This window comes from Amycolatopsis sp. CB00013 (assembly GCF_001905755.1).
Taxonomy (GTDB): Bacteria; Actinomycetota; Actinomycetes; order Mycobacteriales; family Pseudonocardiaceae; genus Amycolatopsis; species Amycolatopsis japonica.
Genome location: NZ_LIWC01000002.1, coordinates 805597 through 831092 on the forward strand (window position 1 = coordinate 805597; position 25496 = coordinate 831092).

General features: G+C 68.9%; 19 protein-coding genes and 1 tRNA gene. 7 read left to right on the plus strand and 13 right to left on the minus strand.

Annotated features, from left to right (window positions below):
* Nucleotides 1-25: 25 nt before the first annotated feature.
* Entirely contained in the window at nt 26-652 is a 627-nt protein-coding gene (locus AMK34_RS13840; RefSeq protein WP_073845627.1) for a TetR/AcrR family transcriptional regulator, read from the plus strand.
* A 404-nt stretch (nt 653-1056) separates the two neighbouring features.
* On the opposite strand, the gene AMK34_RS13850 is transcribed toward AMK34_RS13840, so the two are convergent.
* Nucleotides 1057-1130, minus strand: a tRNA-Thr gene (locus AMK34_RS13850).
* Nucleotides 1131-1270: 140 nt separating this feature from the next.
* Between AMK34_RS13850 and AMK34_RS13855 the strand changes: the two genes are divergently transcribed.
* On the plus strand, nt 1271-2959 hold the full coding sequence (locus tag AMK34_RS13855) for a hypothetical protein (RefSeq protein WP_143202451.1): 1689 nt from the start codon (nt 1271-1273) through the stop codon (nt 2957-2959).
* A 336-nt stretch (nt 2960-3295) separates the two neighbouring features.
* On the opposite strand, the gene AMK34_RS13860 is transcribed toward AMK34_RS13855, so the two are convergent.
* The 6 genes from AMK34_RS13860 to AMK34_RS13885 form a co-directional block, all read right to left on the minus strand.
* Nucleotides 3296-4504, minus strand: a complete 1209-nt coding sequence (locus AMK34_RS13860; protein WP_073845631.1) for a DNA polymerase III subunit delta' — start codon at nt 4502-4504, stop codon at nt 3296-3298.
* Complete coding sequence (locus AMK34_RS13865; protein ID WP_037335156.1) at nt 4501-6555, minus strand: bifunctional MFS transporter/dTMP kinase; 2055 nt, start codon at nt 6553-6555, stop codon at nt 4501-4503. Before AMK34_RS13865 ends, AMK34_RS13860 begins: the two co-directional genes overlap by 4 nt.
* Nucleotides 6556-6702: 147 nt before the next feature.
* Nucleotides 6703-7317, minus strand: coding sequence for a hypothetical protein (locus AMK34_RS13870; protein WP_241832766.1), 615 nt, complete (start codon nt 7315-7317; stop codon nt 6703-6705).
* 13 nt (nt 7318-7330) lie between these two features.
* Complete coding sequence (locus AMK34_RS13875; RefSeq protein WP_038520943.1) at nt 7331-8551, minus strand: hypothetical protein; 1221 nt, start codon at nt 8549-8551, stop codon at nt 7331-7333.
* Nucleotides 8552-8585: 34 nt separating this feature from the next.
* Entirely contained in the window at nt 8586-9359 is a 774-nt protein-coding gene (locus tag AMK34_RS13880) for an ESX secretion-associated protein EspG (RefSeq protein ID WP_016337828.1), read from the minus strand.
* Nucleotides 9352-10143, minus strand: a complete 792-nt coding sequence (locus tag AMK34_RS13885) for an ESX secretion-associated protein EspG (protein ID WP_073845635.1) — start codon at nt 10141-10143, stop codon at nt 9352-9354. Before AMK34_RS13885 ends, AMK34_RS13880 begins: the two co-directional genes overlap by 8 nt.
* A gap of 112 nt (nt 10144-10255) precedes the next feature.
* Between AMK34_RS13885 and AMK34_RS13890 the strand changes: the two genes are divergently transcribed.
* Genes AMK34_RS13890 through AMK34_RS13900 form a run of 3 tightly spaced genes read left to right on the plus strand, consistent with a single transcriptional unit; the run spans nt 10256 to nt 13006 of the window.
* Entirely contained in the window at nt 10256-10846 is a 591-nt protein-coding gene (locus AMK34_RS13890; protein ID WP_038520953.1) for a TetR/AcrR family transcriptional regulator, read from the plus strand.
* Nucleotides 10847-10850: 4 nt separating this feature from the next.
* Nucleotides 10851-11477, plus strand: a complete 627-nt coding sequence (locus AMK34_RS13895) for a VC0807 family protein (protein ID WP_083649857.1) — start codon at nt 10851-10853, stop codon at nt 11475-11477.
* Between the two features lie 11 nt (nt 11478-11488).
* A complete protein-coding gene (locus AMK34_RS13900) occupies nt 11489-13006 on the plus strand; it encodes a carboxylesterase/lipase family protein (protein ID WP_073845637.1) in 1518 nt (505 codons plus the stop codon).
* A gap of 79 nt (nt 13007-13085) precedes the next feature.
* Here the strand turns inward: AMK34_RS13900 and topA are convergent, their stop codons facing one another.
* A complete protein-coding gene (topA, locus tag AMK34_RS13905) occupies nt 13086-15968 on the minus strand; it encodes a type I DNA topoisomerase (protein ID WP_198941677.1) in 2883 nt (960 codons plus the stop codon).
* Nucleotides 15969-16236: 268 nt separating this feature from the next.
* Between topA and AMK34_RS13910 the strand changes: the two genes are divergently transcribed.
* Nucleotides 16237-17049 carry a S1 family peptidase gene (locus AMK34_RS13910; protein ID WP_038520957.1) on the plus strand — a complete coding sequence of 271 codons (813 nt, stop codon included), beginning with the start codon at nt 16237-16239 and terminating at the stop codon, nt 17047-17049.
* A gap of 332 nt (nt 17050-17381) precedes the next feature.
* On the opposite strand, the gene AMK34_RS13915 is transcribed toward AMK34_RS13910, so the two are convergent.
* The 4 genes from AMK34_RS13915 to AMK34_RS13930 all read right to left on the minus strand — a co-directional run bounded on the left by AMK34_RS13915 (nt 17382) and on the right by AMK34_RS13930 (nt 21653).
* Nucleotides 17382-17993, minus strand: a complete 612-nt coding sequence (locus tag AMK34_RS13915) for a hypothetical protein (protein WP_073845639.1) — start codon at nt 17991-17993, stop codon at nt 17382-17384.
* A gap of 34 nt (nt 17994-18027) precedes the next feature.
* Complete coding sequence (locus AMK34_RS13920; protein WP_038520961.1) at nt 18028-18612, minus strand: hypothetical protein; 585 nt, start codon at nt 18610-18612, stop codon at nt 18028-18030.
* Between the two features lie 91 nt (nt 18613-18703).
* Nucleotides 18704-19243, minus strand: a complete 540-nt coding sequence (locus AMK34_RS13925; RefSeq protein ID WP_241832767.1) for a hypothetical protein — start codon at nt 19241-19243, stop codon at nt 18704-18706.
* 115 nt (nt 19244-19358) lie between these two features.
* Nucleotides 19359-21653: a sodium-translocating pyrophosphatase gene (locus AMK34_RS13930; RefSeq protein WP_073845641.1), complete on the minus strand. Its 2295-nt coding sequence runs from the start codon at nt 21651-21653 to the stop codon at nt 19359-19361.
* 319 nt (nt 21654-21972) lie between these two features.
* On the opposite strand from AMK34_RS13930, the gene AMK34_RS13935 reads away from it, so the two are divergent.
* Complete coding sequence (locus AMK34_RS13935; protein ID WP_073845643.1) at nt 21973-24438, plus strand: DEAD/DEAH box helicase; 2466 nt, start codon at nt 21973-21975, stop codon at nt 24436-24438.
* A 28-nt stretch (nt 24439-24466) separates the two neighbouring features.
* Here the strand turns inward: AMK34_RS13935 and AMK34_RS13940 are convergent, their stop codons facing one another.
* The gene (locus tag AMK34_RS13940; protein ID WP_073845645.1) at nt 24467-25093 is read right to left on the minus strand and encodes a bifunctional DNA primase/polymerase; all 627 of its coding nucleotides are present in this window, start codon (nt 25091-25093) and stop codon (nt 24467-24469) included.
* Nucleotides 25094-25496 lie beyond the last annotated feature (403 nt).

Here is a 25496-nt window from a genome sequence, read left to right on the forward strand (position 1 = left end):
GGGCACCTGCTGTCAAGATGGAGAGGTGACCGCGTCCCGCCGCTACAGCGGCAAAACCGCCGACGAACGCCGCGCCGAACGACGGCTGGCACTTCTCGGCGCCGCGCTGGAGATCTGGCAGGAACAGGGCTGGGCGGCGGTCACCATGCGCGGCGTCTGCGCGCGGGCGAACCTGACCGACCGATACTTCTACGAGAGCTTCGCCAACCGCGACGCGCTGCTCGCCACCGCCTGGGAACAGGTCCGCGACGAAACCCTGCGGATGGTCCTCGACGCCGTCGCCGCCCGCATCGAGCAACCCGCCCTGGACCAGCTCCGCGCCGCCGTCGACGTCGTCGTGCACCACGTGCAGGAAGAGCCGTCGCGCGCGCAGATCCTGTTCGGCGACCACGCGGGCAGCGCGGTGCTGGAGCAACTGCGGCGGCAGACCGTCCAGGAGACCACTGGCCTGCTGATCGACCTGGCGCGGCCGCATCTGAAACCGGACGTGGACGGGCTGGAGTTCCGGGTGAACGTCCTGCTGGGCATCGGCGGCTTCGTCGAGATCATGCTCGCGTGGCGCTCCGGACTGCTCGACGCGGACGCGGACACGCTCGTCGAGCACCTCACGGGAGTGGGCACCTCGCTGTCGCGGATGTTCCTCAAGGGGTGACACCGAGTACGCCGGGCTTCGGGTGCAGCCGCGTGACCAGGTGAAGGAACACCCCACTATTTGCGGCCAGTTATGGCGCGATCATGCCTAAAAGCGTCACCATCACGCGGTGATAAGCGAAGCGGCGGCGAGCTCGATGGGCGTGCTGGCCGTGACGGCTTTCGCCCTCCGATACGCGATCCAATTGCTCATTGTTCTCTGGTCGCTCCGCGCGGACGAAGCTGGACGCACCCACGCCATCCGGCTTCTCGAACTGCTTCGCGGCAGGCGGCCCCACCACAGGCCGCTCCCCGGATCGGGTGAACTTGATCGGGACCGCAGCCAGACCGCCCAGTCACTCGAGTAGTCACCCCAAAAGGTCAGGGCCCCATCCGGAGTGTTCCGAATGGGGCCCTGACCTGCGGAGCCGCCTAGGGGAATCGAACCCCTGACCTATTCATTACGAGTGAATCGCTCTGGCCGACTGAGCTAAGGCGGCGGACATCGGGCTCGCACCCGATGACGGAGCCAAGTGTAGCGGAGGCTTGAACGTCACCTTCGAGGGCCACCGTCGTTAAGGTCCTATGACGCCGGTCTCAGTCCCCCAAGATCGGCCCATCCCCACTGGAGGACCTGTTCATGCGGCAACGACTGCCCCGTGTGCTGGCGCTTCCGGCCGCCGCGGCCCTGCTTCTGCTGACCGCGGCTCCGGCGACCGCCCAGACGATCCCGACCACGCCGATCCCCGATCCGGCGAATCCGGGACAGCCGCCGATGTCGGCGCCGATCGGGCCGCAGCCGCTCGGCAAGGCGGTCGGTGACGCGGGGGCGGCGCTCGGCGTGCTGCGGCTGCTGCCGAACGCGGTGCCGACCAGCGCCATCCTGCCCGGCGCGGGCGAGTTGCTGCCGAAGCAGTCCGCGCTCGAAGCGGGGATGGGGCTTTCGAGCGCGCAGGCCAACTCCGAGGCCTACCTGAACTACGAGAAGTCGATCGCGCAGTCGTCGCCGTTCGGCCTGTCCGCCGCCGGCAACGCGCCGCAGACGCCGGGCAGCCTCGTGCAGACGGCGCTGCCGGACAACCCGAAGCCGATCAGCGGCGGCCTCAACGCGCCGAAGAACCCGCTGTTCAACCTCGGCCTGCTCAACGGTGAGGCGCACGCGCGCTGGAGCCCGACGCTCGGGCCGTGCGTCGGCACGATCGCCGATTCGAGCACGTCGATCGCGAACCTCGCGCTGCTGCCGACCATCCCGAACATCCCGGGCGCCGACCAGCTGACCCAGGCATCCGAGCAGCTCAAGTCCGGTCTGTCCGCTCTCGGCCCGCTGGCGAACCTCGGCGGGCTGCTGTCGGGCACCAGCACCAGCGCCGACGGCAAGGGTGCGGTGCTGAGCCTGCCGAACACGCTGTCGTCGCGATCCGTCGTGCGGCTGGTCGACATCCCCGGTTCGAAGAACAAGGCCGTCGAATCGACGTCGACCCTGCAGGCGGCCAACATCGAACTGCTGAAGGGCACGCCGCTCGGCCTGACGATCAAGGTCGCCAGCCAGCCGACGCTGAGGGTCACCTCGACCGGCGAGAAGAAGACGTCGAAGGTCGAGTACAGCGCCCCGGTGCTGCAGATCGTCCGCGGTGACAAGGTGCTGTTCACCCTCGACGCGAACAACCCGACCAAGGACATCCCGATCGGGATCCCGCTGCCGTCGCTCAAGCAGGTCCCGGGCTTCGACCAGCTGAAGAACGTGCCGGTGATCGGCGGGCTGGCCGAGATGCTGAACGGCGCCACCAAGCAGCTCCCCGGCGGCGAGGCCGGGAACGGGCTCACCCTCGACATCGGGGTGCTCAAGCTGTCGATCGCCGGGCTGAACCAGAAGTCGAGCGACATGACCTCGCCGTTCAAGGGCTTCCAGATGGGCGCCTCGGCGCGGCTGCTGGACCTGCAGATCCTGCCGACGACGGCGCTGCAGAAGGCGCTCCCGCCGGACGCCGCGAAGAAGCTGCCTTCGTCGCTGGCGCAGGTGTCGCTCGGCGAGCAGATCGCCCGGGCGTACGCGCCCACCGGTGGTGTCGAGTGCGGCACCGCTACCCCGCCGCCCGCGGGCAACAACGGTGGCGCGGCGCCGAAGGGGCCGGTCAAGAACCTGGCGTACACCAACGCCGCCTACGACACGGTGCCGATGTTCTGGTCGGGTACGGCGATGCTGCTGATCGGTGTCGTTCTCGTGGCCGCCATGCCGGGACGGCGCCGGCTCGCGGTGGTTCCGGTCGCGAAGAAGTCGCCTGGCTTCAAGCCTTCGCCGCGGCCGCGCTCGCTGGACTCGGAGGACTAGACGGGGCGAGGAGGGTGATGAACGGTCCTTTCACGTCCCCGCGTGAGAGGACCGTTCGTACCCCCTGATCGCTCTTCAGCAGTGGGGCCCCGCCGCTGACCGTGTGGATTTTGGTGCGTTGGATGACCTGAAATCCACACAGTCACCCCCTCCCCGCATGCCGGAGCCCGCCCCGAACCCGAAGCCTCTTCACTTACCCACAGCACTTGTCCACAACCATCCCCACCTGTGGACAACTCCCGCCACCAGCCCTTTTCCCCCGCCACCCCCGGTAGACTGGACTCGGGGACGCCCCCCTGGGAAGGGCGGGGGGTGGGGTAGGGATCGAAGCGCGTGTCAGCTCTGGCGCAGGGTGGTGACCATGGCTTCGACGGCGATCCTCGGCTTCACGTTCAGGTCGATGGCCTCGCGGCATTCCAGGACGGCTTCGAGCCGCCGCAGGATCGAGTCCGGCGCCCACGCGGAGGCGGCCTGCGAGATTTCCGAGGCGTGGTCGGGATGGTTCAGCGTCGCGCCCGCGCCGCTCGCGGTCACGAGCACGTCCCGGTAGAACGCGGCCAGATCCACCAGCGCGAGATCCAGCGTGTCTCGCTGCGTTCGGGTCGCGCGGGACTTCTGGCGCTTCTCGAGCTGCTTCACGGCGGCTTCGGCGGCGCGTTTCGCCCCGGCGACACCCTTTCCGGTGCCATCGCCGCCCATCGCGGTGCGGAGTTCGGAACGTTCGGCCTCGTCGCGGACCTTGCTCTCCTCGCCCGCGTCGGCCTCCGCCGCGCTGATCAGCTGATCGGCGCAAGTGAACACATCGGACGGCCGCCGCAGGCCGAGCGGGATCCGCAGCACCGTCGCCCGCCGCTGCCGCGCCGCCTCGTCGGTCGCGAGCCGCCGCGCACGGCCGACATGTCCACTGGAGACGGACGCGGCCCACCGCGCACGCTCGGGCTCGATACCGTCCCGCTCCATCAGCACCTGCGCGATCGCCTCCGGCGGCGGCGTCCGCAACGTGACCAGACGGCACCGCGAGCGGATCGTCACCGACACGTCGTCCGGGTGATCCGACGGCGCGCACAGCAGGAACACCGTGCGATCCGGCGGCTCCTCGACGGCCTTCAGCAACGCGTTCGACGCGCCTTCGGTCAGCCTGTCGGAGTCCTCGATGATCACCACCTGCCACTTCCCGGTGGTCGGGCGGCGGGCGGCGGCCTGCACCAGCGAACGCATCTCGGCGACCGAGATCGAAAGGCCTTCCGGCACGACGAGCTTGACGTCCGCGTGCGTCCCGGCCATCACGGTGCGGCAGCCGGGGCACTCGCCGCAGCCGGTGCCGGCGCTGCACTGCAACGCCGCCGCGAAAACCCGCGCGGCCGTCGAACGCCCCGAACCCGGCGGACCGGTGATCAGCCAGGCATGGGTCATCGCGCCGGGCGCGACCGGCTGGTTGTCGATGATCCGGGCGGCCGCCGTCGACGCCGAAGAAAGCGTGCGCGCGGCGGGCTCCTGGCCGACGAGCTGCTTCCAGACACCGATCAGCACAGGGGCTTCCGTCACTTCGCTTCGACCTTCTCCTCCGCCGGAGCGAGCCCGGCGAGCCTGCCGACGAGCACCGCGCGGATCGCGGTCCGCACCCGGTCGCCCACTTCGTCCTCGGTACCTTCCGCGTCGACCACGACATACCGGTCCGGGTCGGCGGCGGCCATCTCCGTGAGCAGATGCTGCACCCGCCACTGCGCGTCCAGCGACTCCGACTTCCGCATCACCGTGCCGGGATCGGCGTCGAGCAGGATGGTGATGTCGGGCCGCAGCCTGCCGGTCGCCCAGTCCGCGAGCCCTTCGAGCTCCTGGCTGTCCAGACCGGCCACCGCGGACAGATGCGCCAGCGGCGAGTCCACGAACCGTTCCATCACCACGACGGAGCCGGCGTCGAGCGCGGGCTGGATGTCCCGTTCGACGATGTCCGCCCGCACCGCGGCGGCGGCCAGCGCCTGCGCCCGCGCACCGGACAGCGAAGCGCCGGAGACGAGCTTCGCGAGCCGTTGATCGTCCAACGCCGGGTCGGCGGCCAGCACGACCGGACGCGTACCCGCGCGCAGCCATTCGGCCAGCCGCGCGGCCTGCGTTTCGGTGTTGATCGCCCGCGTGCCTTCGAGCGCGATCAGCAGGCCGTTCACGCGACGCGGGCTGCGGCGCAAAGCGTTGCGGAGATCGGCGAGGATCGGTTCGGCCCGCCGGTCGTCCATCTGCCGGTACGCGAAGATGCCGGCGAGCAGCGCGAGGATGCCGCCGCCGACCATCACCGGCCGCGTGCCGTCGATGGTGATCGTGCCGCCCCACAGCTCGACCTCGGTCGTCCGGACCGCGCTGATCAGCACTGGCACCAACACCGTCGAGCCGAACAGCACGATCTTCATCAGCGACTGGTAGATCGCGTTGATCCGGCCGCGGATGGAGTCCTCGATCCGCGAACCGATGATCGTGACACCGGTCAGGAACGCCGTCCCCGCCCAGACACCGACGGCCGCGACCGCGACCAGCGAAACGGCGAGATGCGGCGACAGCGCCACCACGACGAGACACAGTCCCGCGGCGACGATCGAGATCCCGAACAGCCGGTCGTGCGCGAGCCGACGCGCGAGCTTCGGGGCCACCGCCATACCGGTGGCGAGCCCGAGGAAGACGGCCAGGACGAGCAGGTTGAACGCCGCGTCACCGGCGAGCAGGCTGGACGAGTACGGCTTGGCCGAACCGATCACCGCGCCACCGGCGGCGAAGGCGCCGAAAGCACCGATCATCAATCCGCGCACCAGCGGCGTCGTCCGCACGAACCGGGCGCCGTCGGCGATCATCTGCCGGAAGCCGAACTTCTCCTCGTCGGCAGGCTTGACCTTGGGCTTCTCGACCGCGTGGACATTGCGCAGCGACAGCTCGGGGATCCGGGTCGCGATCACGATCGCGCTGGTCAGGTACAGCAGGCCGGTGATGACGACGGCGACCTTGGCGATGCCGAGCTGGGCGTCGCCCTGGAAGAAGTGGAACGTGGTGTTGCTACCGGTGAGCACGGCGTTCGCCCCGGCGGCGGTGATCACCGCGAGGCCGTAGGTCATCACCATGCCGAGCTGGTTGGCCGTCTCGACCTGGTCCGGACGGCGCAGCAGGTTCGGCACCGCCGCGTCCTTCGACGGGATCCACATCATCGAGCAGCAGCCGACCAGGAAGTTGCCGACGAACACCCACCACGGGGTGCCGACGAACGCGATCGACAGCAGGAACCCGCATCGGCCGAGGTCGCAGAGCACCATCACCTTGCGCCGGTCGAAGCGGTCGGCGAGCAGCCCGCCGAGCGGGGCGAACAGCAGCCCCGGCAGCAGCGACGTCAGCACGACCCCGACGAACGCGAAGTTCTGCGCGGCGTAGTTGTCGGTCAGTTTGGTGACCAGACCGGTCAGCGTGAGGAGGTTCAGCCAGTCCGCGACGCTGCACAGATAGGAGACACCCCAGATCCGGCGGAACGGCTTGATCGCCAGCACCCGCCGCACCCGGTGCATGGTGGAAGCGTCACGTCCCGACGGACCACTCGTGCCCGTCTCGGGCACCGACTGCACGCCCTCGCTGATACGCCCACCCCACTAGTCACGCGGCGCCGGGGTTGCGACCCGGGTCAACACCGGGTACCCCGACCGTAGGGCCAGGGTATCCCGATGGGTGACGTCTGGACGGACGGCCCCGTCCGGCGCTATCCGCCGGACGGGTTACCCGAAGATCCCCGCGATGCTGTTGAACAGGCTCGCGAGCAGCTGGATGGCGAGGACCGCGAAGACGATCATGAGGGCGATCGCGATCATCACGCCGGCGGTGTTCGACGACGGTTTGCCGAGCCTCGGCATCTGCATGGAACGCTTGGCGCGCCGAACTTCGACCTCGGCCTCCTCGTCGACCTCGACCGGCTCTTCCGGCTTCAGCCGACGGGGCTGGCGGATCAGCTGAGACGGCCTCGACGGCCAGGTTCGCTGCTGGGGCAGGATCCCGATCGGCGCAGCGCCTTGCTCACCCACCGTGCTGACGACCTTGGCGGGCGACGGGGCCGCGGTCTGCTCCGCGCCCGGGCTTTCCGCGGGCTGGTCGTCCGCGAGCATGGCCGCGCTGACCATCCTGCTCACCACTTCGGGGTCGTGCTGGACCGGTCCCGGCACCTGCACGTGGACGTCGTCGGCTCCCGCCGACGGATCGGATGGGGCCGTCGTGCCGGTCGTGACCAGCCCGGACAGCGGGTCGGCGAACGTGTCGCCCGGAGGATCTGCCTGAGTGCCATCGCCTTTCACGAAGTCGGGGGCATCGAAGAAGGGAGTTCCGCCCTTCCCGCTCATGGTGACCACCTCACTACGGAATGTCCTCTGCTTCCAGGGTAACCACCTCGGCCCGCCGCACATCCGCCCAATGGGCCAGATAAATGTCACGCGCCGCGAGGCTGATCTTCACATCCTCCAGCAAAGGTTCGAAGAAAGAACGCCGGTACCGGGCATCCGTCGCGGTCGATGCGGCGAAGTACAAACCGGAGAAAACGGCGAGGAAGACGGAGACGTTGACGAGTGCGGAACTCACCGGAAGGGGGACACCCAGCAGTGTCCCCGGCGCCGATTCACGGCCGGCGAACTCCGTCACGACCTCCGGGCTCAGGATCAGCACCCCGAACACGACGAAGAACGCGAACACCAGCACCCCGAACGCCACGATCTGCACCGCTTGGGCGAAGAACAGCACCAGGGCGATGTTCAGGCGCTCGGTCTTCGTCAGCGCGCGCCTGCCAGGTGGCTCGGTGTCGTCGTCGAACGGCGTGCCGCGCAGGACGGTCGCGCCGGGCTCCACGGTCCAGGACTTCAGTTCCTTGATCTCGTCGGACAGCATCGACGCCAGGAACACGGCGCCGATCAGCACGAGGAAGCCGACCACCAGCCACAACCGGCCGGGGGTCAGCCGTTCCACCGCCTGCCACAGCTCGGCGGTGAAGAAGCTGAACATCACCACCAGCAGGAGCAGCGGCAACGCCCGCGACGCGAGCGTGCCGATGGCCCTGACCTGGGCGACCGCGCTCCGTGCCGCCCAGGTGAGGATCGAGCCGACGCCGATCCGGACCAGGAACATCAGCACGGCCAGCGCGACCAGGTTGGTGAGGATGGCGACCCACAACGGGTTGTCCCACGACACCAGCCCGGTGAGCCGCTCGCCGAGCGGCAGCACGAGCAGCCAGAAGCCGATCGTCGCCGCCATCACGGCCAAGCGGACTCTGGTGCGGCTCAGCACGCGAAGCAGCTTCGCCATCAGCCGTCCGGCGATCACCGGCACCACGACCACGGCGAACGTCAGCGCCAGCACGCCGAGCACGTAGCCGACGCCACTGCTGCGCATCCTGGCCGCGAGCACGTCCTCGGGGACGTCGAGCAGCTTCAGCAACCCGGCCAGCAGCAGGTCGAGCAGGCACAGGAACACCAGCCCCGGCGTGGACCGGCGCAACATGCCCGCTCCGCGCCTCCGCCGGTGGATGACCATCGGCAGCCCTCGCCGCCGGAACCACGCGTCGGCCGCGCGCCGGTCCAGGTCCATGCCCGCCCTCCCCAGTCGTCATCGCCCAAGGCGGCTACGTCCGGCTCAAGTCCACCGCCTCGTGCAGCCAGCCCGCCAGTGCCCGGCGGTCCATTCCACCGAACATCAGCCACCCTTCGGAAGGGGCGGCGTACAACACGAACCTCCCCAAATCGTTGTCGACGATCACGAAGCCGTAGTCCGGGTACTCGGCGTTCAGCCCGCCGAAGGCGACCAGATCGAGGATCGCCGTGCCGGTGCGCGGACGGTTCAGCGTGTCGGCGACCAGCCCGACCTCCTCTTCCTGGCCGGGCAGCGGCACGCCGTGCTCGTCGATCCTGATGCGCATCGGCTCGGTCTCACCGGCGGGAACATGCGGGAGCCCGCCGAAGACCCGGGCTCCCAGCTCGCCGAAATCGCTGAGGCTGAACGTGGTCCGCCGCCCCGACCGCATCCGCCAGACGACCGCTTGATGCCCGTCTCCGTAGCAATCGACGCGCACCGAGCGCGGCGCGGAGGCGAAGACTCCGGTGAGGACGCCTCGCACAGAGCCGCGCAGCATCACGCCGTGCATCTGGACCGCTGCCGGATGGATCTCGCCGTTCTCCATCAGCCCGGCCTCTTCGAGCATCGCCGCCTTGGCCGCGTACCGCTCGGCCTGGGTGACGAGATCCGCCGGCTCGTCGTAGGACGGGCACAAGCGGCGGATCTCGTCGTCGGTGATCTCCGGGTCGTAGCCCAGGTACACGCTCCGCCGCTCGGGCACCGCGCGCAGCACCGGCTCGGCGGCGCGCCTCATCAGTTCCTTCACGGTCGCCGGTTCACGCATGGTTCTGCACCGCCTTCACGATCCATTGCTCGGCCGTCGACCGGCTGGCCGGGCCCCAGGTGAGCGTCCAACGGCCGTCGCCGTCCATCGCCGCGCTGAACTGGTACCGGCCGAGGTCGTTGTCCACCAGGCCGAACGCGCCGTGCGGATACTCGGCGAGGATGGAGTTCCGCACCGCGAGATCGACGAGGACCGTGCCGTGCCGCGGCCGCGAGGCGCCTTCACGGATCACCTCGACGGCCTCGCGGGCCCGCAGCGGGATCAGCCCGCCGGCGTCCGTCACGATGCGCACGGTCTCGCCGGTGCCCGGCGGATGGTCGGGCAGGCCGTCGAACACCCAGCCCGGCAGCGCGCTGAGGAAACCGGACCGCAGCCGCGCCCGCCTGCCGAGCTTGTTCAGCACCGTGGTGTAGTCCTCGTCGCCGAAGAACCGGACCTCCCACGGCTCCGAACGCGACGGGAACACGCCGGTCACCACGCCGCGGATGAACCCGCCGCGCAGCGCGCGATACAGCCCGACGGCCTCGGGCGTGACCTCACCGCCGGGGGCCAGCCCGATGGTCGCCATCCCGCTCACGAACCGGGTGTACTGCTCCACCTCCTCGGCCAGGGTGAGCCCTGGAGTCGGCTCCTCGTCGGCCAGCACCGGCGGCACGGCGAGCTCCGGGTCGTAGAACTCCATCACCGAGGGACGCTCCGGAACCTCGGCTGCCAGCGGGGCGATGACCTCGTCGATGACGTCGAAGACAGCGGTCGTTGAAGTGCTCACCTGACCATTGAACACCCTGGTACCGACAATTTTTAGAACTTTTGTTCGAACGGGTGAGGTGGTTCGGCGAGCGGTCGGTGAGCGGTCGCCGGTGGACGGATTTGCTCACCTGAGCTATTTTTTGCTCATGCAAGCAAAAGCGAAGTCGTTCACCGAGAGTGCGAGACGGGCACAGATCGTGGCGGCGGCCATCGAGACGATCGCGGAGCTCGGCTACACCCGCGCGTCGTTCGCCCGGATCGCGAAACAGGCGAAGCTGTCGAGCACCGGGCTCATCTCGTACCACTTCGCGAACAAGGAAGAACTCGTCCGCACGGTCCTCGAGGACGTCTTCCGTGAGATCGGCGCGTTCATGGCCGAGCGGATGAGCGAACCCGCGTCGGCGAGCGAGGCGCTGCGGACGTACCTGGAGGCGAACCTGGAGTTCGCCGCCGCGCAGCCGACGCGGATGCGCGCGCTGCTGAACATCTTCCTCGGCGGCGCTCTCGACTACGACCCGGCGAGCGAGCGGGCGGCGCTGGAACCGGTCGAACGCATCCTGCGCTGGGGCCAGGAATCGGGCGAGTTCCGCGAGTTCGACGTGCACGTGATGGCGACGACCATCCGGCGTTCGGTGGAAGGCCCGGTGTTCCTGCTCGCCGGAACGCCGGAGCTGGATCTCACCACCTACGCGGCCGAGCTGGTGACCCTCTTCGAACTCGCGACCCGAAGGCAGTGATCCCGTGATCCGGCAGTGGGGTGTGGTGCTGCTCGAAGTCGTCGTGCCCGTCGCGGGGTACTACGTGCTTCGCGGCTTCGGCGTCGACGTGCTCTTCGCGCTCGCCCTCTGCGCCCTGCCGACCGTGCTCTTCGTCCTCTACCGAGCGATCCGCTGGCGGAAGATCGACACTCTCGCGATCTTCGTGCTGACGATCTTCGCGATCAGCGTCGGCGTCTCGTTCGTCACCGGCAGTCCCCGGTTCATGCTGGCGAAGGCGGGCTGGGTCACCGGGGTGATCGGCGCCGGTTTCCTGGTCTCGCTGCTGTTCGCCAGGCCGCTCGCGTTCGGCATGGCCCGCTCGATGATCGCGAAGAGCCGTTTCGCGGACTCGCTGCGCGCCGCCGAATGGGACGAACTGTGGCCGCGGCACGCGTGGTTCCGGCGTGCGTGGCGGGTCGCGACCGTCCTGTGGGGTGTCGCCCTGATCGCCGACGCCGCCGGGCGGGTCCTGCTGGCGTACACGCTGCCCGTCGATTCGGTGCCCGCGCTCGGCACCGCGCTGTACGGCGTCACGTTCGTCGCCGTACAGGTCCTGCAACACCTCTATTTCCGCCGCGTTGGGCTCTGGCGCTGGCTCGCGGCCTCCTGAAAGGACCTCTCATGCATCTCCTGCTGGCCATCGTCACCGGCCTTCTCACGATCGTCGCCCCCGCGGACCCGCTCGTCGTGCGCACCGACGCGGGGCCGGTCCGAGGAATGGACTCCGGGCCGACCCGGACGTTCGACGGGATCAGGTTCGCCGCGCCACCCGTCGGCGAGGATCGATGGAAGCCGCCGCGACCGCCCGAACCGTGGAAGGAGGTCGCGGACGCGACGAAACCCGGCGCCGCCTGCACCCAGTTCATGCCGGGCAGCGCCGAGGACTGTCTCTTCTTGAACGTCACCGTGCCGCGCGACGCGGGGAACCGACGGCTGCCGGTGCTGGTCTGGCTGCACGGCGGCGGCTACACGATGGACGCGGGAAGCCTTTACGGCGCACGACGCCTGGCGGATCAGGGCGACGTCGTCGTGGTGACGACGAACTACCGGCTCGGCGTCTTCGGCTACTTCGGCCTTCCGGGGCTCGCGGGCTCCGGCGATTTCGGCTTCATGGACCAGCTTTCCGCGCTGCGCTGGACCCAGCGCAACATCGCCGCGTTCGGCGGCGACCCGCGGAACGTGACGGTGGCGGGGCAGTCGTCGGGCGGGATGAGCACCTGCGCGCTGCTCACTTCGCCCGCCGCAGCGGGCCTGTTCCACAAGGCCGCCATCATGTCCGGCTCATGCCTGCTGAACTGGCCACCCGGCGGTCTCATCCCGAACCAGGAAGCCCAAACGCCCTACGCCCCGCTCGCGAAAACGGAAGCCGACGGCGCGGCGGTGGCCGCGAGTCACGGCTGCGAGGGCCCGGACACGCTCGATTGCCTGCGGCGTCTTCCGGCCGCCGATCTGCTGAAGGACAACCAGACTTTCGCCAACCACCTGACCTACGGGACCCCACTGTTCCCACTCGACCCCGCGAAAGCCTTGCGGCGCGGCGCTTTCCACCGCGTGCCGGTGATTTCGGGCGGCACGCACGACGAGATGCGGGCGTTCATCGCCGGGGTCGAGAAGCTCAAGCCGATCACCGAAGAGCGCTATCAAGAGCTCTTGCGGAAGTCGTTCGGCGAGTACGCGGACGAGGTCGCGGCCGAATACCCTTCGCGGGACCACCTGTCGCCCGCGATGGCCTGGGCGACCGTGACCACCGACCGGTCGTGGGCCTGCCCGACGACCGAAGGGAACCGGCTGCTGTCGCGGCGGACCTCCGTGCACGCCTACGAGTTCGACGACAAGAACGCGCCGAACGTCAACGGCAACGACGTCCCCACGGTGCCGCACGGCGCGGCGCACGCGCTGGACCTGGTCTACCTCTTCGAGCTCAGCGGGGTGGAGGAGTCGCTGGACGCGGCGCAGCAACGGCTTTCGCGGCAGATGATCGCGTACTGGACCACCTTCATGCGCACGGGTGATCCGAACGCGCCCGGATCGCCCCGATGGGATTCGGATGCCGTGCTGTCGCTCGCCCCGGACGCGATCCGGCCTGTCTCGTTCGCGGCCGATCACCGATGCGGCTTCTGGCTGGGCCTGCGCTCCTGACGAGCGTCCCGTGTGCGATGAAGGGGCCTTTCATAGCAAATTTTGCTATGAAAGGCCCCTTCATCGCACTTGACGGGAGCTACTTCGCCTTCGTGGCCGTCGAGCGCGTCGAAGGCTTCTTCGCCGCCGCGGTCTTGGTCGCGGTGGTCTTCTTGGCCGCGGTCGTCTTGGTGGCCGCCGTCTTCGACGCCGCCGGCTTGCGCGCCGGGGCCTTGCGCTTGGGCGCCGGGCCCTTCGCGCGCTTCTCCGCCAGCAGTTCGGCGGCACGCTCGGCGGTCAGCTCCTCGATGCTGTCCGACTTCCGCAGCGTCGCGTTGTACTCGCCATCGGTCACGTACGGACCGAAGCGGCCGTCCTTGACGACCATCGGCTTACCGGACACCGGGTCGTCGCCCAGTTCCTTCAGCGGCGGCTTCGCGGTCGCCGACCGGCCACGCTGCTTCGGCTCCGAGTAGATCTTCAGCGCCTCTTCGAGCGTGATCGAGAACAGCTGGTCCTCGGTGGTGAGCGAACGCGAGTCCGTGCCCTTCTTCAGGTACGGCCCGTAGCGCCCGTTCTGCGCGGTGATCTCGTCGCCGGATTCCGGGTCCTTGCCGACGACGCGCGGCAGCGAAAGCAGCTTCAGCGCGTCTTCGAGGTTCATCGTCTCGATCGACATGGACTTGAACAGCGAACCCGTCCGCGGCTTCGGCTGCTTCGCCTTCGCGGCCTTCTTCTGCGCGGCGGTCGCCCCTTCGGGCAGCGGCTCCGGCTCGGGCAGGAGCTCGGTGACGTACGGGCCGAAGCGGCCTTCCTTTGCCACGATCTCGTGTCCGCTGACCGGGTCCTTGCCGAGCACGCGGCCTTCCTGCGGCGTCGCGAACAGCTTCTCCGCGATCTCCTTGGTCAGCTCGTCCGGCGGCAGGTCCTCGGGCAGGTTCGCTCGCTGCGACGTCCCGTCCACCTCGCGCTCGAGGTACGGGCCGTAGCGGCCGACGCGCACGACGACGGTGTGCCCGTCGGCGTCGCTGAACAGCGGGATCGAGTTGATCTCGCGGGCGTCGATGTCTTCGACACCCGAGCCGACCAGCTTCTTCAGCCCGCCGAGACGGCCGACGGAACCGTCGACACCCATGTCGCCGCCGAAGTAGAACTTCGACAGCCACTGCGTCCGGTGCTCGTCACCGGCGGCGATGCGGTCGAGCTCGTCCTCCATGCCGGCGGTGAAGTCGTAGTCGACCAGCCGCTCGAAATGCCGCTCCATCAGGCCGATCACGGCGAACGCGACCCAGGAGGGCACCAGCGCGGAACCCTTCTTCCACACGTAGCCGCGGTCCTGGATGGTCTTGATGATCGACGCGTACGTCGACGGGCGGCCGATGCCCAGTTCTTCGAGCTTGCTGACCAGACTCGGCTCCGAGTAGCGCGCCGGCGGCGACGTGGTGTGCCCGTCCGGGCTCAGCTCGGTCGCGGTCAGCGCCTGGTCCTTGACCAGCTGCGGCAGACGGCTCTGCTTGTCGTCCGCCTCGCCACCGCTTTCGGTGTCGACGGCCTCGACGTACGCCTTGAGGAACCCGGCGAAGGTGATCGTGCGGCCCGACGAGGCGAACGTGCACTCCTCGCCGCTCGTGGCCGTGCCGACGATGCGCACCGACATCGTGGTGCCCTTCGCGTCCGCCATCTGCGACGCGATCGTGCGCTGCCAGATCATCTCGTAAAGGCGGTACTCGTCGGTGTCCAGATCCTTCGCGACCTGGCCCGGCGTGCGGAAGACCTCACCCGAAGGACGGATCGCTTCGTGGGCTTCCTGCGCGTTCTTCACCTTGCGGGTGTACTGGCGCGGCGACGGCGAGACGTATTCCTTGCCGTACAGCTGCGTCGCCTGGCTGCGCGCCGCCGAGATCGCCGACTCCGACAGCGTCGTGGAGTCGGTACGCATATAAGTGATGTACCCGTTCTCGTACAGCTTCTGCGCGATCCGCATGGTGCGCTCGGAGGTGAACCGCAGCTTGCGGCCTGCCTCCTGCTGCAGGGTCGAGGTCATGAAGGGCGCGTACGGCTTGCGCGTGTACGGCTTCTCCTCGACGCTCGCGACCTTGAAGTCGCGGTTCTTCAGCGCCTCGGCCAGCCGGACGGCGTCGGCCTCGGCCAGCACGCGGATCTCGTTGTTCGAGGCCTTGAGCTGCCCGTCCGAGCCGAAGTCACGGCCCGTGGCCAGCCGGGCGCCGTCGACGGCGATCATCCTGGCCGGGAAGTTACGGGGGGACGCCTCGGCACCGGCGTCCATCGTCGCGGAGATGTCCCAGTACGACGCCGAGGTGAAGCGCATGCGCTCACGCTCCCGCTCGACCACGATCCTGGTCGCCACCGACTGCACGCGGCCCGCCGAAAGCTTCGGCATGACCTTCTTCCACAGCACGGGCGAGACCTCGTAGCCGTAGAGCCGGTCCAGGATGCGGCGGGTCTCCTGCGCGTCGACGAGGTCTCCGTCGAGCTCACGGGTGCTGTCGGCCGCGGCGCGGATCGCCTGCTCGGTGACCTCGTGGAAGACCATCCGGCGCACCGGGACCTTCGGCTTGAGGGTCTCCAGCAGATGCCACGCGATGGCCTCGCCCTCGCGGTCGGGGTCCGTGGCGAGGTAGAGCTCGTCGACGTCCTTCAGCAGGCCCTTCAGCTCCGTGACCTTGGACTTCTTGTCCGGCGTGACGACGTAGAGCGCCTTGAAGTCGTTGTCGACGTCGACACCCAGCCGTGCCCACGACTCGCCCTTGTACTGGGCGGGCACGTCGGCCGCGCCGCGGGGAAGGTCGCGGATGTGTCCGACGGAGGACTCCACGACGTAGTTACCGCCGAGGTACGGGGCGATCTTGCGGGCCTTGGTCGGCGACTCGACGATCACCAGCCGACGACGGCCCGCGCCGTCGTCCGACGCCGCGGTCTTCTTCGTCCGTGCTCCTGCCACGCTGTCCTGCTCTCCGCTCATCTTCGGCGCCTTCGCGCCGCCTCTCGACCCGTCAGTGTGCACGCTCGCACCGCCTGGACCACGGCTAGGTGGCGCAACACGCCGCCGATCGTGTGTCCAGCGCATCGCCGCTGACCTCGTCGATGTTTCCTTTCAACACCTAGCACGTGATGTCGGACACGTCCGCCTGGGGTCCCGCGTGACGGGGTGAACACCCTCCGTTCGACGGTGGTGGCTCACAGCCGCCAACGCTTCACTTGATGTCCACGCCGACCCGAAAGGACTCCACGTGACCCGACGACTCCTCGGCACACTGTTCGCCATGCTGACCGCGTCCGCCCTGGTCGGAACCGCACCGGCGGAAGCGGCCACGACCACCTTCGCCGGAACGGTGGCGTTGTCGAACTGCTCCGGGTCGGTGGTCAAACCGCCCGAGGCGAGCCTCGACGACCCCGCCCTCGTCCTTTCCAACGGGCATTGCCTGCAAGAAGGTTTCCCGGACCCCGGGGAAGTAATCGTCGACAAGCCCTCGTCACGGACGTTCAGCCTGCTGTCCAAGGACGGCCGCTCGTCACTGGGCACGCTCAAGGCGAAGAAGCTGCTCTACGCCACGATGACCGACACCGACGTCTCGCTCTACCAGCTCAACACCAGCTACGCCAAGATCAAGTCGACGTACGGTATCGCCCCGCTGACGCTCTCGCCCACCCGTCCGTCCGCGGGTATCGCGATGGACGTGGTCTCGGGATATTGGAAGAAGATCTACTCCTGCAACATCGACGGCTTCGTCCACGAGCTGCACGAGGCGGACTGGGTCTGGAAGGACTCGATCCGGTACACCTCGGCGTGCAAGACGATCGGTGGGACCTCGGGGTCGCCCATCATCGAGACCTCGACCGGGAAGGTCGTCGGCGTCAACAACACCGGCAACGAAAGCGGCCAGCGGTGCACGATGAACAACCCGTGCGAGGTCGACGCGGCCGGGAACGTGACCGTGCGGCAGGGCATCAACTACGGGGAGCAGACCTACCAGCTGACCTCCTGCCTTTCGCACAGTGAACTCGACCTCGCCAACCCGAACTGCCGGGCGCCGAAGCCCTGACCTTCCTCCTTCTCACCGAGTGCCATGAAAGGTCCTTTCCTTGCGAAATTTGCCAGGAAAGGACCTTTCATGGCGTTCAGGCGGCGGCCGAACGCAGGTCAGGTGGGTCGCGGGGGCAACCCGGGTTGGCGCCAACCGTGTCCGTGAAGGCCTCCTTGAGGGACTCTGGTTCCCTCAAGGAGGCCTTCACGGACCGGACACAGGGCGCGGCGTGCGCGGCGTGACTCGCGTGATCAGGGACGTGACTCGCGTGACTGGAGGCCGCACTCGGGTGTTCCGCCTCTGATCACGCGAGTTCCGGCTTCGATCACGTGAGTGCGGTCTCAAGAGCCTCAGACGGCGCGCACCGCCGGCACCAGGCTCGGCCAGGCGGGCTCGGCACCCGCGGGCGCGTCCCCGATCAGCTCGAGGACGTGCGCCAGCCGCCGCCGTCCGGTGACCCGGAGCAGCGCGTCTTCCCCCTTCTGCACTTTGGCGGGCACGCCCAGCCGCGCCAGTGCCGTGATCAGCAGCTCGTGCGTTTCCGGCGCCGCCGGATCGAGCGCGAGCAGGTAGCCGTTGCCCTGGGGACTGCCCGCCGCCAGCGCCCACATCCTCAACATGGCCCCGTCGAGCCGGAAGCCTTCCGGCAGGATCTTCTCTTCACCACGGTTCCACCGCCGCTCCAGCGGCAGCAGGTCGACCCGGAACGGCGTTCTCACGAGCGGCCGCCCGCATTCGGCGGCCGAGACCTGCGCCTGGACGCCGCGCCGACGGCATTCCCTGGCGAGGGCACCCGCTCGCCACGGCTCGTCGACCACGGCGGACAGCCGCCCGGCCGTCCGCCCGAAGCCCGTCATCCGCCCGGGCCCGCACAGCACCCCGGCGAGGTCGGCGAGCACCGGCCCGCTCGCCTCCGCCGAGAAGAGCGAGATCGTCCCGTCCACCCGGACAGAATAGAACACAAGTTCGACTCATGGCCAGTGATCGGCCGATGACTCAGCGAGGTTGTTTCACCAATTCCTGGCAAACCGGGATCCGGCTGCTCGCCGCGGCGAGCTGAGGGACGTCGTTAAGGCCCCTGAGAAGGTCAAGGCGGTCCAGTTCGTCGAGCGAGGTCCTGGCGTCGCGAAGCGCGGTTTTCGTCGCCTCGGGGTCGGCTGAGGAGTCGAGACGCTGGCGGACGTCGTCGGCGCGGGCGCGGATGCCGCCGAGCTGCGCGACGGCGGCCGTCCGCGAGGAGTCGGCGCCGGCGACCGGTGCCGGGCCGAGGTTCTCGAGCGCGGCGGAAGTGCGATCCAGCCCTTCGACCACCGAGAGCATCAGCTCGCTGGATGTGCGCGAAGCCTGCTGAGGCGTGCTCGGATCGACGCTGGGCAGCGCCGCCAGCGTCCGGACGAGGCCGCCCGCCGCGCCGCAGTACGCCTCCGCCCAAGCGGAGGTGGGGTCGGCCTCCGACGCGCTGACCGTCGCGAGACCTTCTTGTCTGGCGTGGGAAGTCACCGCGGGCTGCTGCCCGCACCCGGCGAGGCCGAGTCCGATACCTGTTGCTAGCGCGGCAAGGACGGTGAACCGCGGCCGCACGAAAACACCTCCCGACCTGACGACTTCCCGGCTGGACCCCGACGGTACCGATACCGGGGGGCAATGCAAATCAACGTGGCGGAAAGAACGGTCAAGAAGGCAGCTTTCCGCAGTTCGGGGCCTGCGCGGCCAGTGTTTTCAACGAAACGTTCGTTTCCAGCTGCTGGAACGGGTCGGGCATGTCGTTCATGTGGGAACCGATTCGCCGGAAGGCGGCCCCCGCGGCCACCACGGCGTTCTTGTCGTCCTTCGGCGCGGCGTCGAGTGCCGCCTTCGCGGCGAGCACCTCGTCCCGGATCGGCGTCAGCGCGTCGACGATGCTCTTGCGCGCGGCGTCGGCCTCCGCGCTCGGCGCCTGGCCGAGCTTTCCCAAGCCGGTGACCGCGTTGTCGAAACCGGGCGCGAACACCCCGAAGGCATCGTCCATCACCTTCCGCGCACTGGCGACGTCGTTCTGTTCGAAGTCGGGCATCGTGAAATCGCCGATCTTGGCGAAGTCGATCAGCGAACCGCAGAAACCGTCCATCCACGCACTCCCCGCCGCCGGAGCGGGAGAAGGAGGAGAAGGAGCGGCCCCACCGCAGCCCGCCAGCAGGATTCCGGCGGCGAACAGGACGATCGAACGCCTCATGGCAGGAACTCCCCGAATCGGATCGGCGTGACGCGCAGAGATTAGCCCGCCCCGGACAGCCGTCGGGCCCGCCACGGAAACCGTGGCGGGCCCGGCGGAAGGAAACTGTTCGGTGTTACGCCTTCGCGTCCGCGGGAGTGTCGGAAAGAACCGACTCGCGGCGCTTGGAGACCACGATCGCCGCGACGATGATCGCGACGGCGACCAGCGAGATCGCGATGCGGATGCCGACGTTGGCGTCCGCGCCGATCGAGAACTGCACGATCGCCGGGGCGATCAGCACCGACACCAGGTTCATCACCTTGATCAACGGGTTGATCGCGGGACCGGCGGTGTCCTTGAACGGGTCACCCACGGTGTCACCGATGATGGTGGCCTCGTGCGCGTCCGAACCCTTGCCGCCGTGGTTTCCGTCCTCCACGAGCTTCTTCGCGTTGTCCCAGGCGCCACCGGAGTTGGCGAGGAAGATCGCCATCAGGGTGCCGGTCGCGATCGCACCGGCCAGGTAGCCGGCGAGCGCGCCGGTGCCGAGACCGAAGCCGACCGCGATGGGGGCGAAGACCGCGAGCAGACCGGGCGTGGTCAGCTCACGCAGCGAATCGCGCGTGACGATGTCGACGACCCGGCCGTACTCGGGACGGGTGGTGCCCTCCATGATCCCCGGGATGTCGCGGAACTGGCGGCGCACTTCGTAGACGACCGCGCCGGCGGCACGGGACACCGCGTTGACCGCGAGACCGGAGAACAGGAACACGACCGCCGCGCCGACGATCACGCCGACGAGGGTGTTCGGGCTGACCACCGTGTTCACGAAGAAGTTCAGCGTCGACATGCTGGCTTCCGCGGCTTCCGGGATCGACTTCAGCGCCTTGCTGATCGCGTCCTGGTAGGACCCGAACAACGCCGTCGCCGCGAGGACCGCCGTGGCGATCGCGATGCCCTTGGTGATGGCCTTGGTGGTGTTGCCGACCGCGTCGAGTTCGGTGAGGATCTGCGCGGCGTCTTCGTCGACGTCGCCCGACATCTCCGCGATGCCCTGCGCGTTGTCCGAAACCGGGCCGAAGGTGTCCATCGCGACGATGACGCCGACGGTGGTGAGCAGACCGGTACCGGCCAGCGCCACGGCGAACAGCGCGACGCCGCCGCCGAGCAGGTACGCGCCGAACACCGCCGCGCCGATGACCAGCGCGGTGTACACAGCGGACTCGAAACCGACCGAGATACCGGCCAGGATCACCGTCGCGGCACCGGTTTCCGAGGACTTGCCGACCTCCTTGACCGGCTTGTGCTCGGTGCCGGTGTAGTACCCGGTGATCTTCAGGATGATCGCCGCGAGCACGATGCCGATGATGACCGAGATGGTCGCGATGAGCGCCGGGTTCCCGGACTCGCTCGTGGCGCCACCGGTCAGCTCGGAGAACGAACCGGGCAGGTAGACGAACGCCGCGATCGTCGAGAGCACCGCGGAAATACCGGCGGAGATGTAGAAGGAGCGGTTGATCGTGACCAGACCGCCTTCGCCCGCCTTGGCCTTGGTGATGTAGACACCGATGACCGCGGTGATCACGCCGATGGCGGGAACGATGAGCGGGAAGATCAGGCCGTGCATGCCGAAGGCGGTGCTACCCAGGATCAGCGCCGCCACGAGCATGACCGCGTACGACTCGAAGAGGTCCGCCGCCATCCCGGCGCAGTCGCCCACGTTGTCACCGACGTTGTCGGCGATGGTGGCCGCGTTGCGCGGATCGTCCTCGGGGATGCCCTGTTCGACCTTGCCGACCAGGTCCGCGCCGACGTCGGCGGCCTTTGTGAAGATACCGCCGCCGACACGCATGAACATCGCGATCAGCGCGGCACCGAAACCGAAGCCCTCCAACACCTTCGGGGCCTGTCCGGTGTAGACGAGGACGACCACCGCGGCACCGAAGAGGCCGAGACCGACGGTGATCATGCCGACCACGCCACCGGTGCGGAAGGCCACGCGCATCGCCTTTTCGCGACCGCCTTCCTCCCGCGAAGCGGCCGCGACGCGCAGGTTCGCCTGCGTCGCCAGCCACATGCCGAGATAGCCGATCGCGAAGGAGAACGCCGCGCCGACCAGGAAGAAGATCGACCTGCCGATCTTTTCGTTCCAGTCATCGGCCGGCAAGGCGAAGAGCAGTACGAACACGATCGCACCGAAGATCGCGAGGGTGTTGCGCTGCCGTTTCAGATAGGCAGCCGCGCCTTCCTGCACTGCCTTCGCGATGTCCTGCATCTTGGTGGTGCCCTGGCCGGCGGCCAGCACCTCCTTGAGCAGAACGTAGCCGATGACCAGTGCGGCAAGGGCGACCACGGCGATTACACCGACGATGGTGTAACCACCTCCGGAGAGCGTGAGTTCGCCCTCCGCGAGGAACTGCCGGGACATTCGTCCTCCTGGAGACGTCGCCGTTGGCCAGCGAACGACCCGCCGATGGGACCGGCGGCTCCCGCGCTGGCATGGGGATCTGAACCGAATGTCACGCTAGTCGCACTGCAAGGTACGTCTCACATGACGCTCGCCACAGACGGTGTGGATTGCGGGAGTGTATTGGTAGTGGGATGGCGGACGGCAAGGCGTCCCCGCCGCCGCACGTTCCGTTACCTTGTGAGGCTGATCACTTTATCGATCATCGAAGGTCGCTTCCAGTGCCGGATCCGTTCGGCGGCGGCCCGTTTCTGTCGGTGCGCTGTGCGAAGCTCGGAACGTGGACGGCACGGTGCGACCCGGCAAAGGGCGGCGGCTTCTCGACCGCGCGACGGCGGGGATCCCGGCTTCGCTGTACCCGGTCACCCATGTGGCCGAACTGCCCGCCCGTCCGGCGGATTCGGTCGACTGGCCGGAGTGGGCGGCGGCCCCGGTCGTCGAGGCGCTGAGGGCGAACGGCGTCAAGGCGCCGTGGCGGCAACAGGTGGAAGCCGCGTCGCTGGCCCGCGCGGGCGAGCATGTGGTGATCTCCACCGGAACGGCGTCGGGCAAGTCGCTCGCGTACCAGTTGCCGGTGCTTTCGGCCTTGGTCGAGGACGAGCGCGCCTCGGCGCTGTACCTGTCGCCGACCAAGGCGCTCGGCGCCGACCAGTTGCGCGCGGTGTCCTCTTTGGACATCAAGAAGGCGCGGGCGGCGTCGTTCGACGGTGACACCCCGCTGGAGGAGCGGGACTGGGTCCGCGCGCACGCGAACTGGGTGTTCACGAACCCGGACATGCTGCACCGCGGGATCCTCTCGTCGCACTCGCGCTGGTCACGATTCTTCCGGCGGCTCGCGTTCGTCGTCGTCGACGAATGCCACAGCTATCGCGGGGTCTTCGGTTCCCACGTGGCACTGCTGCTGCGCAGGCTGCGAAGGGTCGCGGCGTACTACGGCGCTTCGCCGGTCTTCGTCCTCGCGTCCGCGACGACGGCGGACCCGGCGGCGTTCGCGGCGAAACTCACCGGGCAGGACTGCGTCCCGGTCACCGAGGACGGCTCACCGCGGGGCGCCCGCACGGTCGCGTTGTGGGAACCCCCTCTGCTGTCGGAACTCTCGGGCGAGAACGGGGCGCCGGTGCGGCGCTCGGCGGGGGCCGAGGCTTCCCGCATCCTCGCCGAACTGGTCATCGAAGGCGCTCGTTCGCTGGCGTTCGTCCGGTCGCGGCGAGGCGCGGAGCTGACCGCGCTCGGCGCCCGGCGCATTCTGTCCGAAGTGGACGGTTCCTTGGCGGAATCCGTGGCCGCGTACCGCTCCGGCTACCTGCCGGAGGAGCGGCGCGCCCTCGAAGCGGCGTTGTTGTCCGGACGCTTGCTCGGCGTCGCGACGACGAACGCGCTCGAACTCGGCGTCGACATCGCGGGACTCGACGCGGTGGTGCTGGCGGGATACCCGGGCACGCTCGCGTCGTTCTGGCAGCAGGCGGGGCGGGCCGGGCGCGCGGGCGACGCGGCGCTGGTCGTGTTCGTGGCCAGGGACGATCCTCTGGACACCTATCTCGTGCACCATCCGGCCGCGATCCTGGACCGGCCGGTGGAAGCCGCCGTCCTCGACCCGTCGAATCCGTATGTCCTCGGGCCGCAACTGGCGTGCGCCATCGCCGAACTCCCGTTGACCGAGCCGGAGGTCGCGGCCTTCGGCGGCGATCCGGCGCGTGCCGTGCTCGCCGATCTGGTCAAGGAGAAGATCGTCCGGCGCCGGACGAGCGGCTGGTACTGGACCTCGCGGGACCGGCCGCACGCCGAGGTCGGCATCCGCGGTTCTGGCGGCGAGCAGATCGCCGTCGTGGAGGCCGACTCGGGCCGCATGCTCGGCACCGTCGACCCGGGTTCGGCCTGCTACGCGGTACATCCCGGCGCGGTGTACCTGCACCAGGGTTCGTCCTATGTGGTCGACGAACTCGATCTGGAGACCGGGCTCGCGCTGGTGCACGCGGAGGATCCGGACTGGACCACGTCACCGCGCGAGATCGTCGACATCAGTGTGCTGCGCACCGAGGAGACCAGCGTGCACGGCGGGGTCACGGTGAATCTCGGCGAGGTGTCGGTCAGTTCGCAAGTGGTCGGTTACCTGCGGCGGCGCCCGTCCGGTGAGGTGCTGGACCAGACGCCGCTGGATCTGCCGGAGCAGAGCCTGCACACCCGCGCCGTCTGGTACACGATCTCGGCGGAGCTGCTCGGTGTGTCCGATGGTGTGGCGGGGACCGGGGGCCATCGGGCGGGGACCGAAGTTCTGGAGCCGGTGGGGACCGGAGGCTCCAGGGTGGGGACCAAGGAACTTGGCGGAGCACCGGGGACGAGCGCCGAGTTGGATCCGGCGCGCGTCCCCGGTGCCCTGCATGCCGCCGAGCACGCGGCGATCGGCCTGCTACCGCTGTTCGCTACGTGCGACCGCTGGGACATTGGCGGGGTGTCGACCGCGTGGCACGAAGACACCGGGGAGGCGACGGTGTTCGTGCACGATGGCCATCCCGGGGGTGCGGGATTCGCCGACCGCGGATTTGCCGCGATTGTCCCTTGGCTGGCCGCAACGCGGGAGGCGATCGTTTCCTGCGAGTGCCCGGCCGGCTGCCCGTCCTGCGTCCAGTCGCCGAAGTGCGGGAACGGCAACGATCCGCTGGACAAGGCGGGGGCAGTGGCCGTTTTGGACACCGTGCTCGGGGCTTTGCGTCAGCACGGGTCCGTGTCCGGCCACTTGGTGGTTTGAAGGGCTGTGGCTTGAAATTGTGGGTTGATCAGGCGGCGGTGCTCAGGGTCGCCACCGGGGCGACGGTCTGGTCACCGGCCAGCGCACGGACGAGCACGTCGTGCACCTCGGTGGCCTCGGGCAGCTGCCAGCCCCAGACCTCGGGCTTGACCCGCCAGTGCACGACACCGTGCTGGAACGGCGACGGGGGCAGCGGGATGTAGCCGTTCGCGCCGTGCCACTGGATCGAGGCCTGGTCGGCCAGTTCCCGCGGGATGCTCGTGGCGACGGTGGTGAGGAACAGCCAGCGGCCGTTCGGCATCGCGACGATCGGGGCGGGGTGGCCGGTGGCACGAAGCAGGCGGGCGGCGGCCTTGCCGAGCTCGTCGTCGACCTCGATGGCGTCGAGCACGGTGCCGGTGGCCACGAGCAGGCTGTGGGTGTCGTCGCCGAACCAGGTGGCGACCTCGTGCGGGTGGGTCTCGAGCAGTTCACGCCAGTTGTCCTGCGCCGGGACGGGACGACGCCAGGTGAGGTCGTCACCCTCCGCGGTGATCGCGGCGGGCTCCGCACCCGGGAGCACCGGCCAGCCACGCCACGCGAGGCCGATCGCCTCCGCCCGCATCTCGATGCGGAAGGCGCCCCGCCAGCTGTCCGGCCAATTCGCGTCCAACATTCCGTCCCTGCCTCAGGTCAACTCTGTCCTGTGTCGGTTCTGCTCCGCGCTACCCGGCGACCTTCTCGAGGTGGCGCACATCTCAATAAACGGCAAGTTGCACATCGGGAGAAGACCTCGCGCGACAACCGGCGGTTACTTAGCGATGAACGCGCGGTAGTGCGACCGGACGGACCGAACGCCGGACGTCCGATTAACGGGCGTGCGCGACCGGTCCGAGGCCGTTCGTCGAAGCCGACCTGGGTTTCCGTACCGCGTGACGGCGCTCACGGTGAGCGGCGGGCGGCCGTTCGGCGGCGGGCTGATCATGACTTCGACCGCTCGCCGTACGTCAACGACCGCTGCTCGCGCCGAGCGGTTACTCACGCGTACTACCGGCCGGTCACCACTGGACGACCGTTCG

Coding starts and splice junctions, on each gene's coding strand:
- topA (WP_198941677.1), bottom strand. CDS start 15,968: ATGAGCGGAGAGCAGGACAGCGTGGCAGGAGCACGGACGAAGAAGACC.
- AMK34_RS13925 (WP_241832767.1), bottom strand. CDS start 19,243: ATGAGGCGTTCGATCGTCCTGTTCGCCGCCGGAATCCTGCTGGCGGGC.
- AMK34_RS13880 (WP_016337828.1), bottom strand. CDS start 9,359: ATGCGTGAACCGGCGACCGTGAAGGAACTGATGAGGCGCGCCGCCGAG.
- AMK34_RS13940 (WP_073845645.1), bottom strand. CDS start 25,093: ATGTTGGACGCGAATTGGCCGGACAGCTGGCGGGGCGCCTTCCGCATC.
- AMK34_RS13930 (WP_073845641.1), bottom strand. CDS start 21,653: ATGTCCCGGCAGTTCCTCGCGGAGGGCGAACTCACGCTCTCCGGAGGT.
- AMK34_RS13855 (WP_143202451.1), top strand. CDS start 1,271: ATGCGGCAACGACTGCCCCGTGTGCTGGCGCTTCCGGCCGCCGCGGCC.
- AMK34_RS13875 (WP_038520943.1), bottom strand. CDS start 8,551: ATGGACCTGGACCGGCGCGCGGCCGACGCGTGGTTCCGGCGGCGAGGG.
- AMK34_RS13890 (WP_038520953.1), top strand. CDS start 10,256: ATGCAAGCAAAAGCGAAGTCGTTCACCGAGAGTGCGAGACGGGCACAG.
- AMK34_RS13870 (WP_241832766.1), bottom strand. CDS start 7,317: ATGAGCGGGAAGGGCGGAACTCCCTTCTTCGATGCCCCCGACTTCGTG.
- AMK34_RS13900 (WP_073845637.1), top strand. CDS start 11,489: ATGCATCTCCTGCTGGCCATCGTCACCGGCCTTCTCACGATCGTCGCC.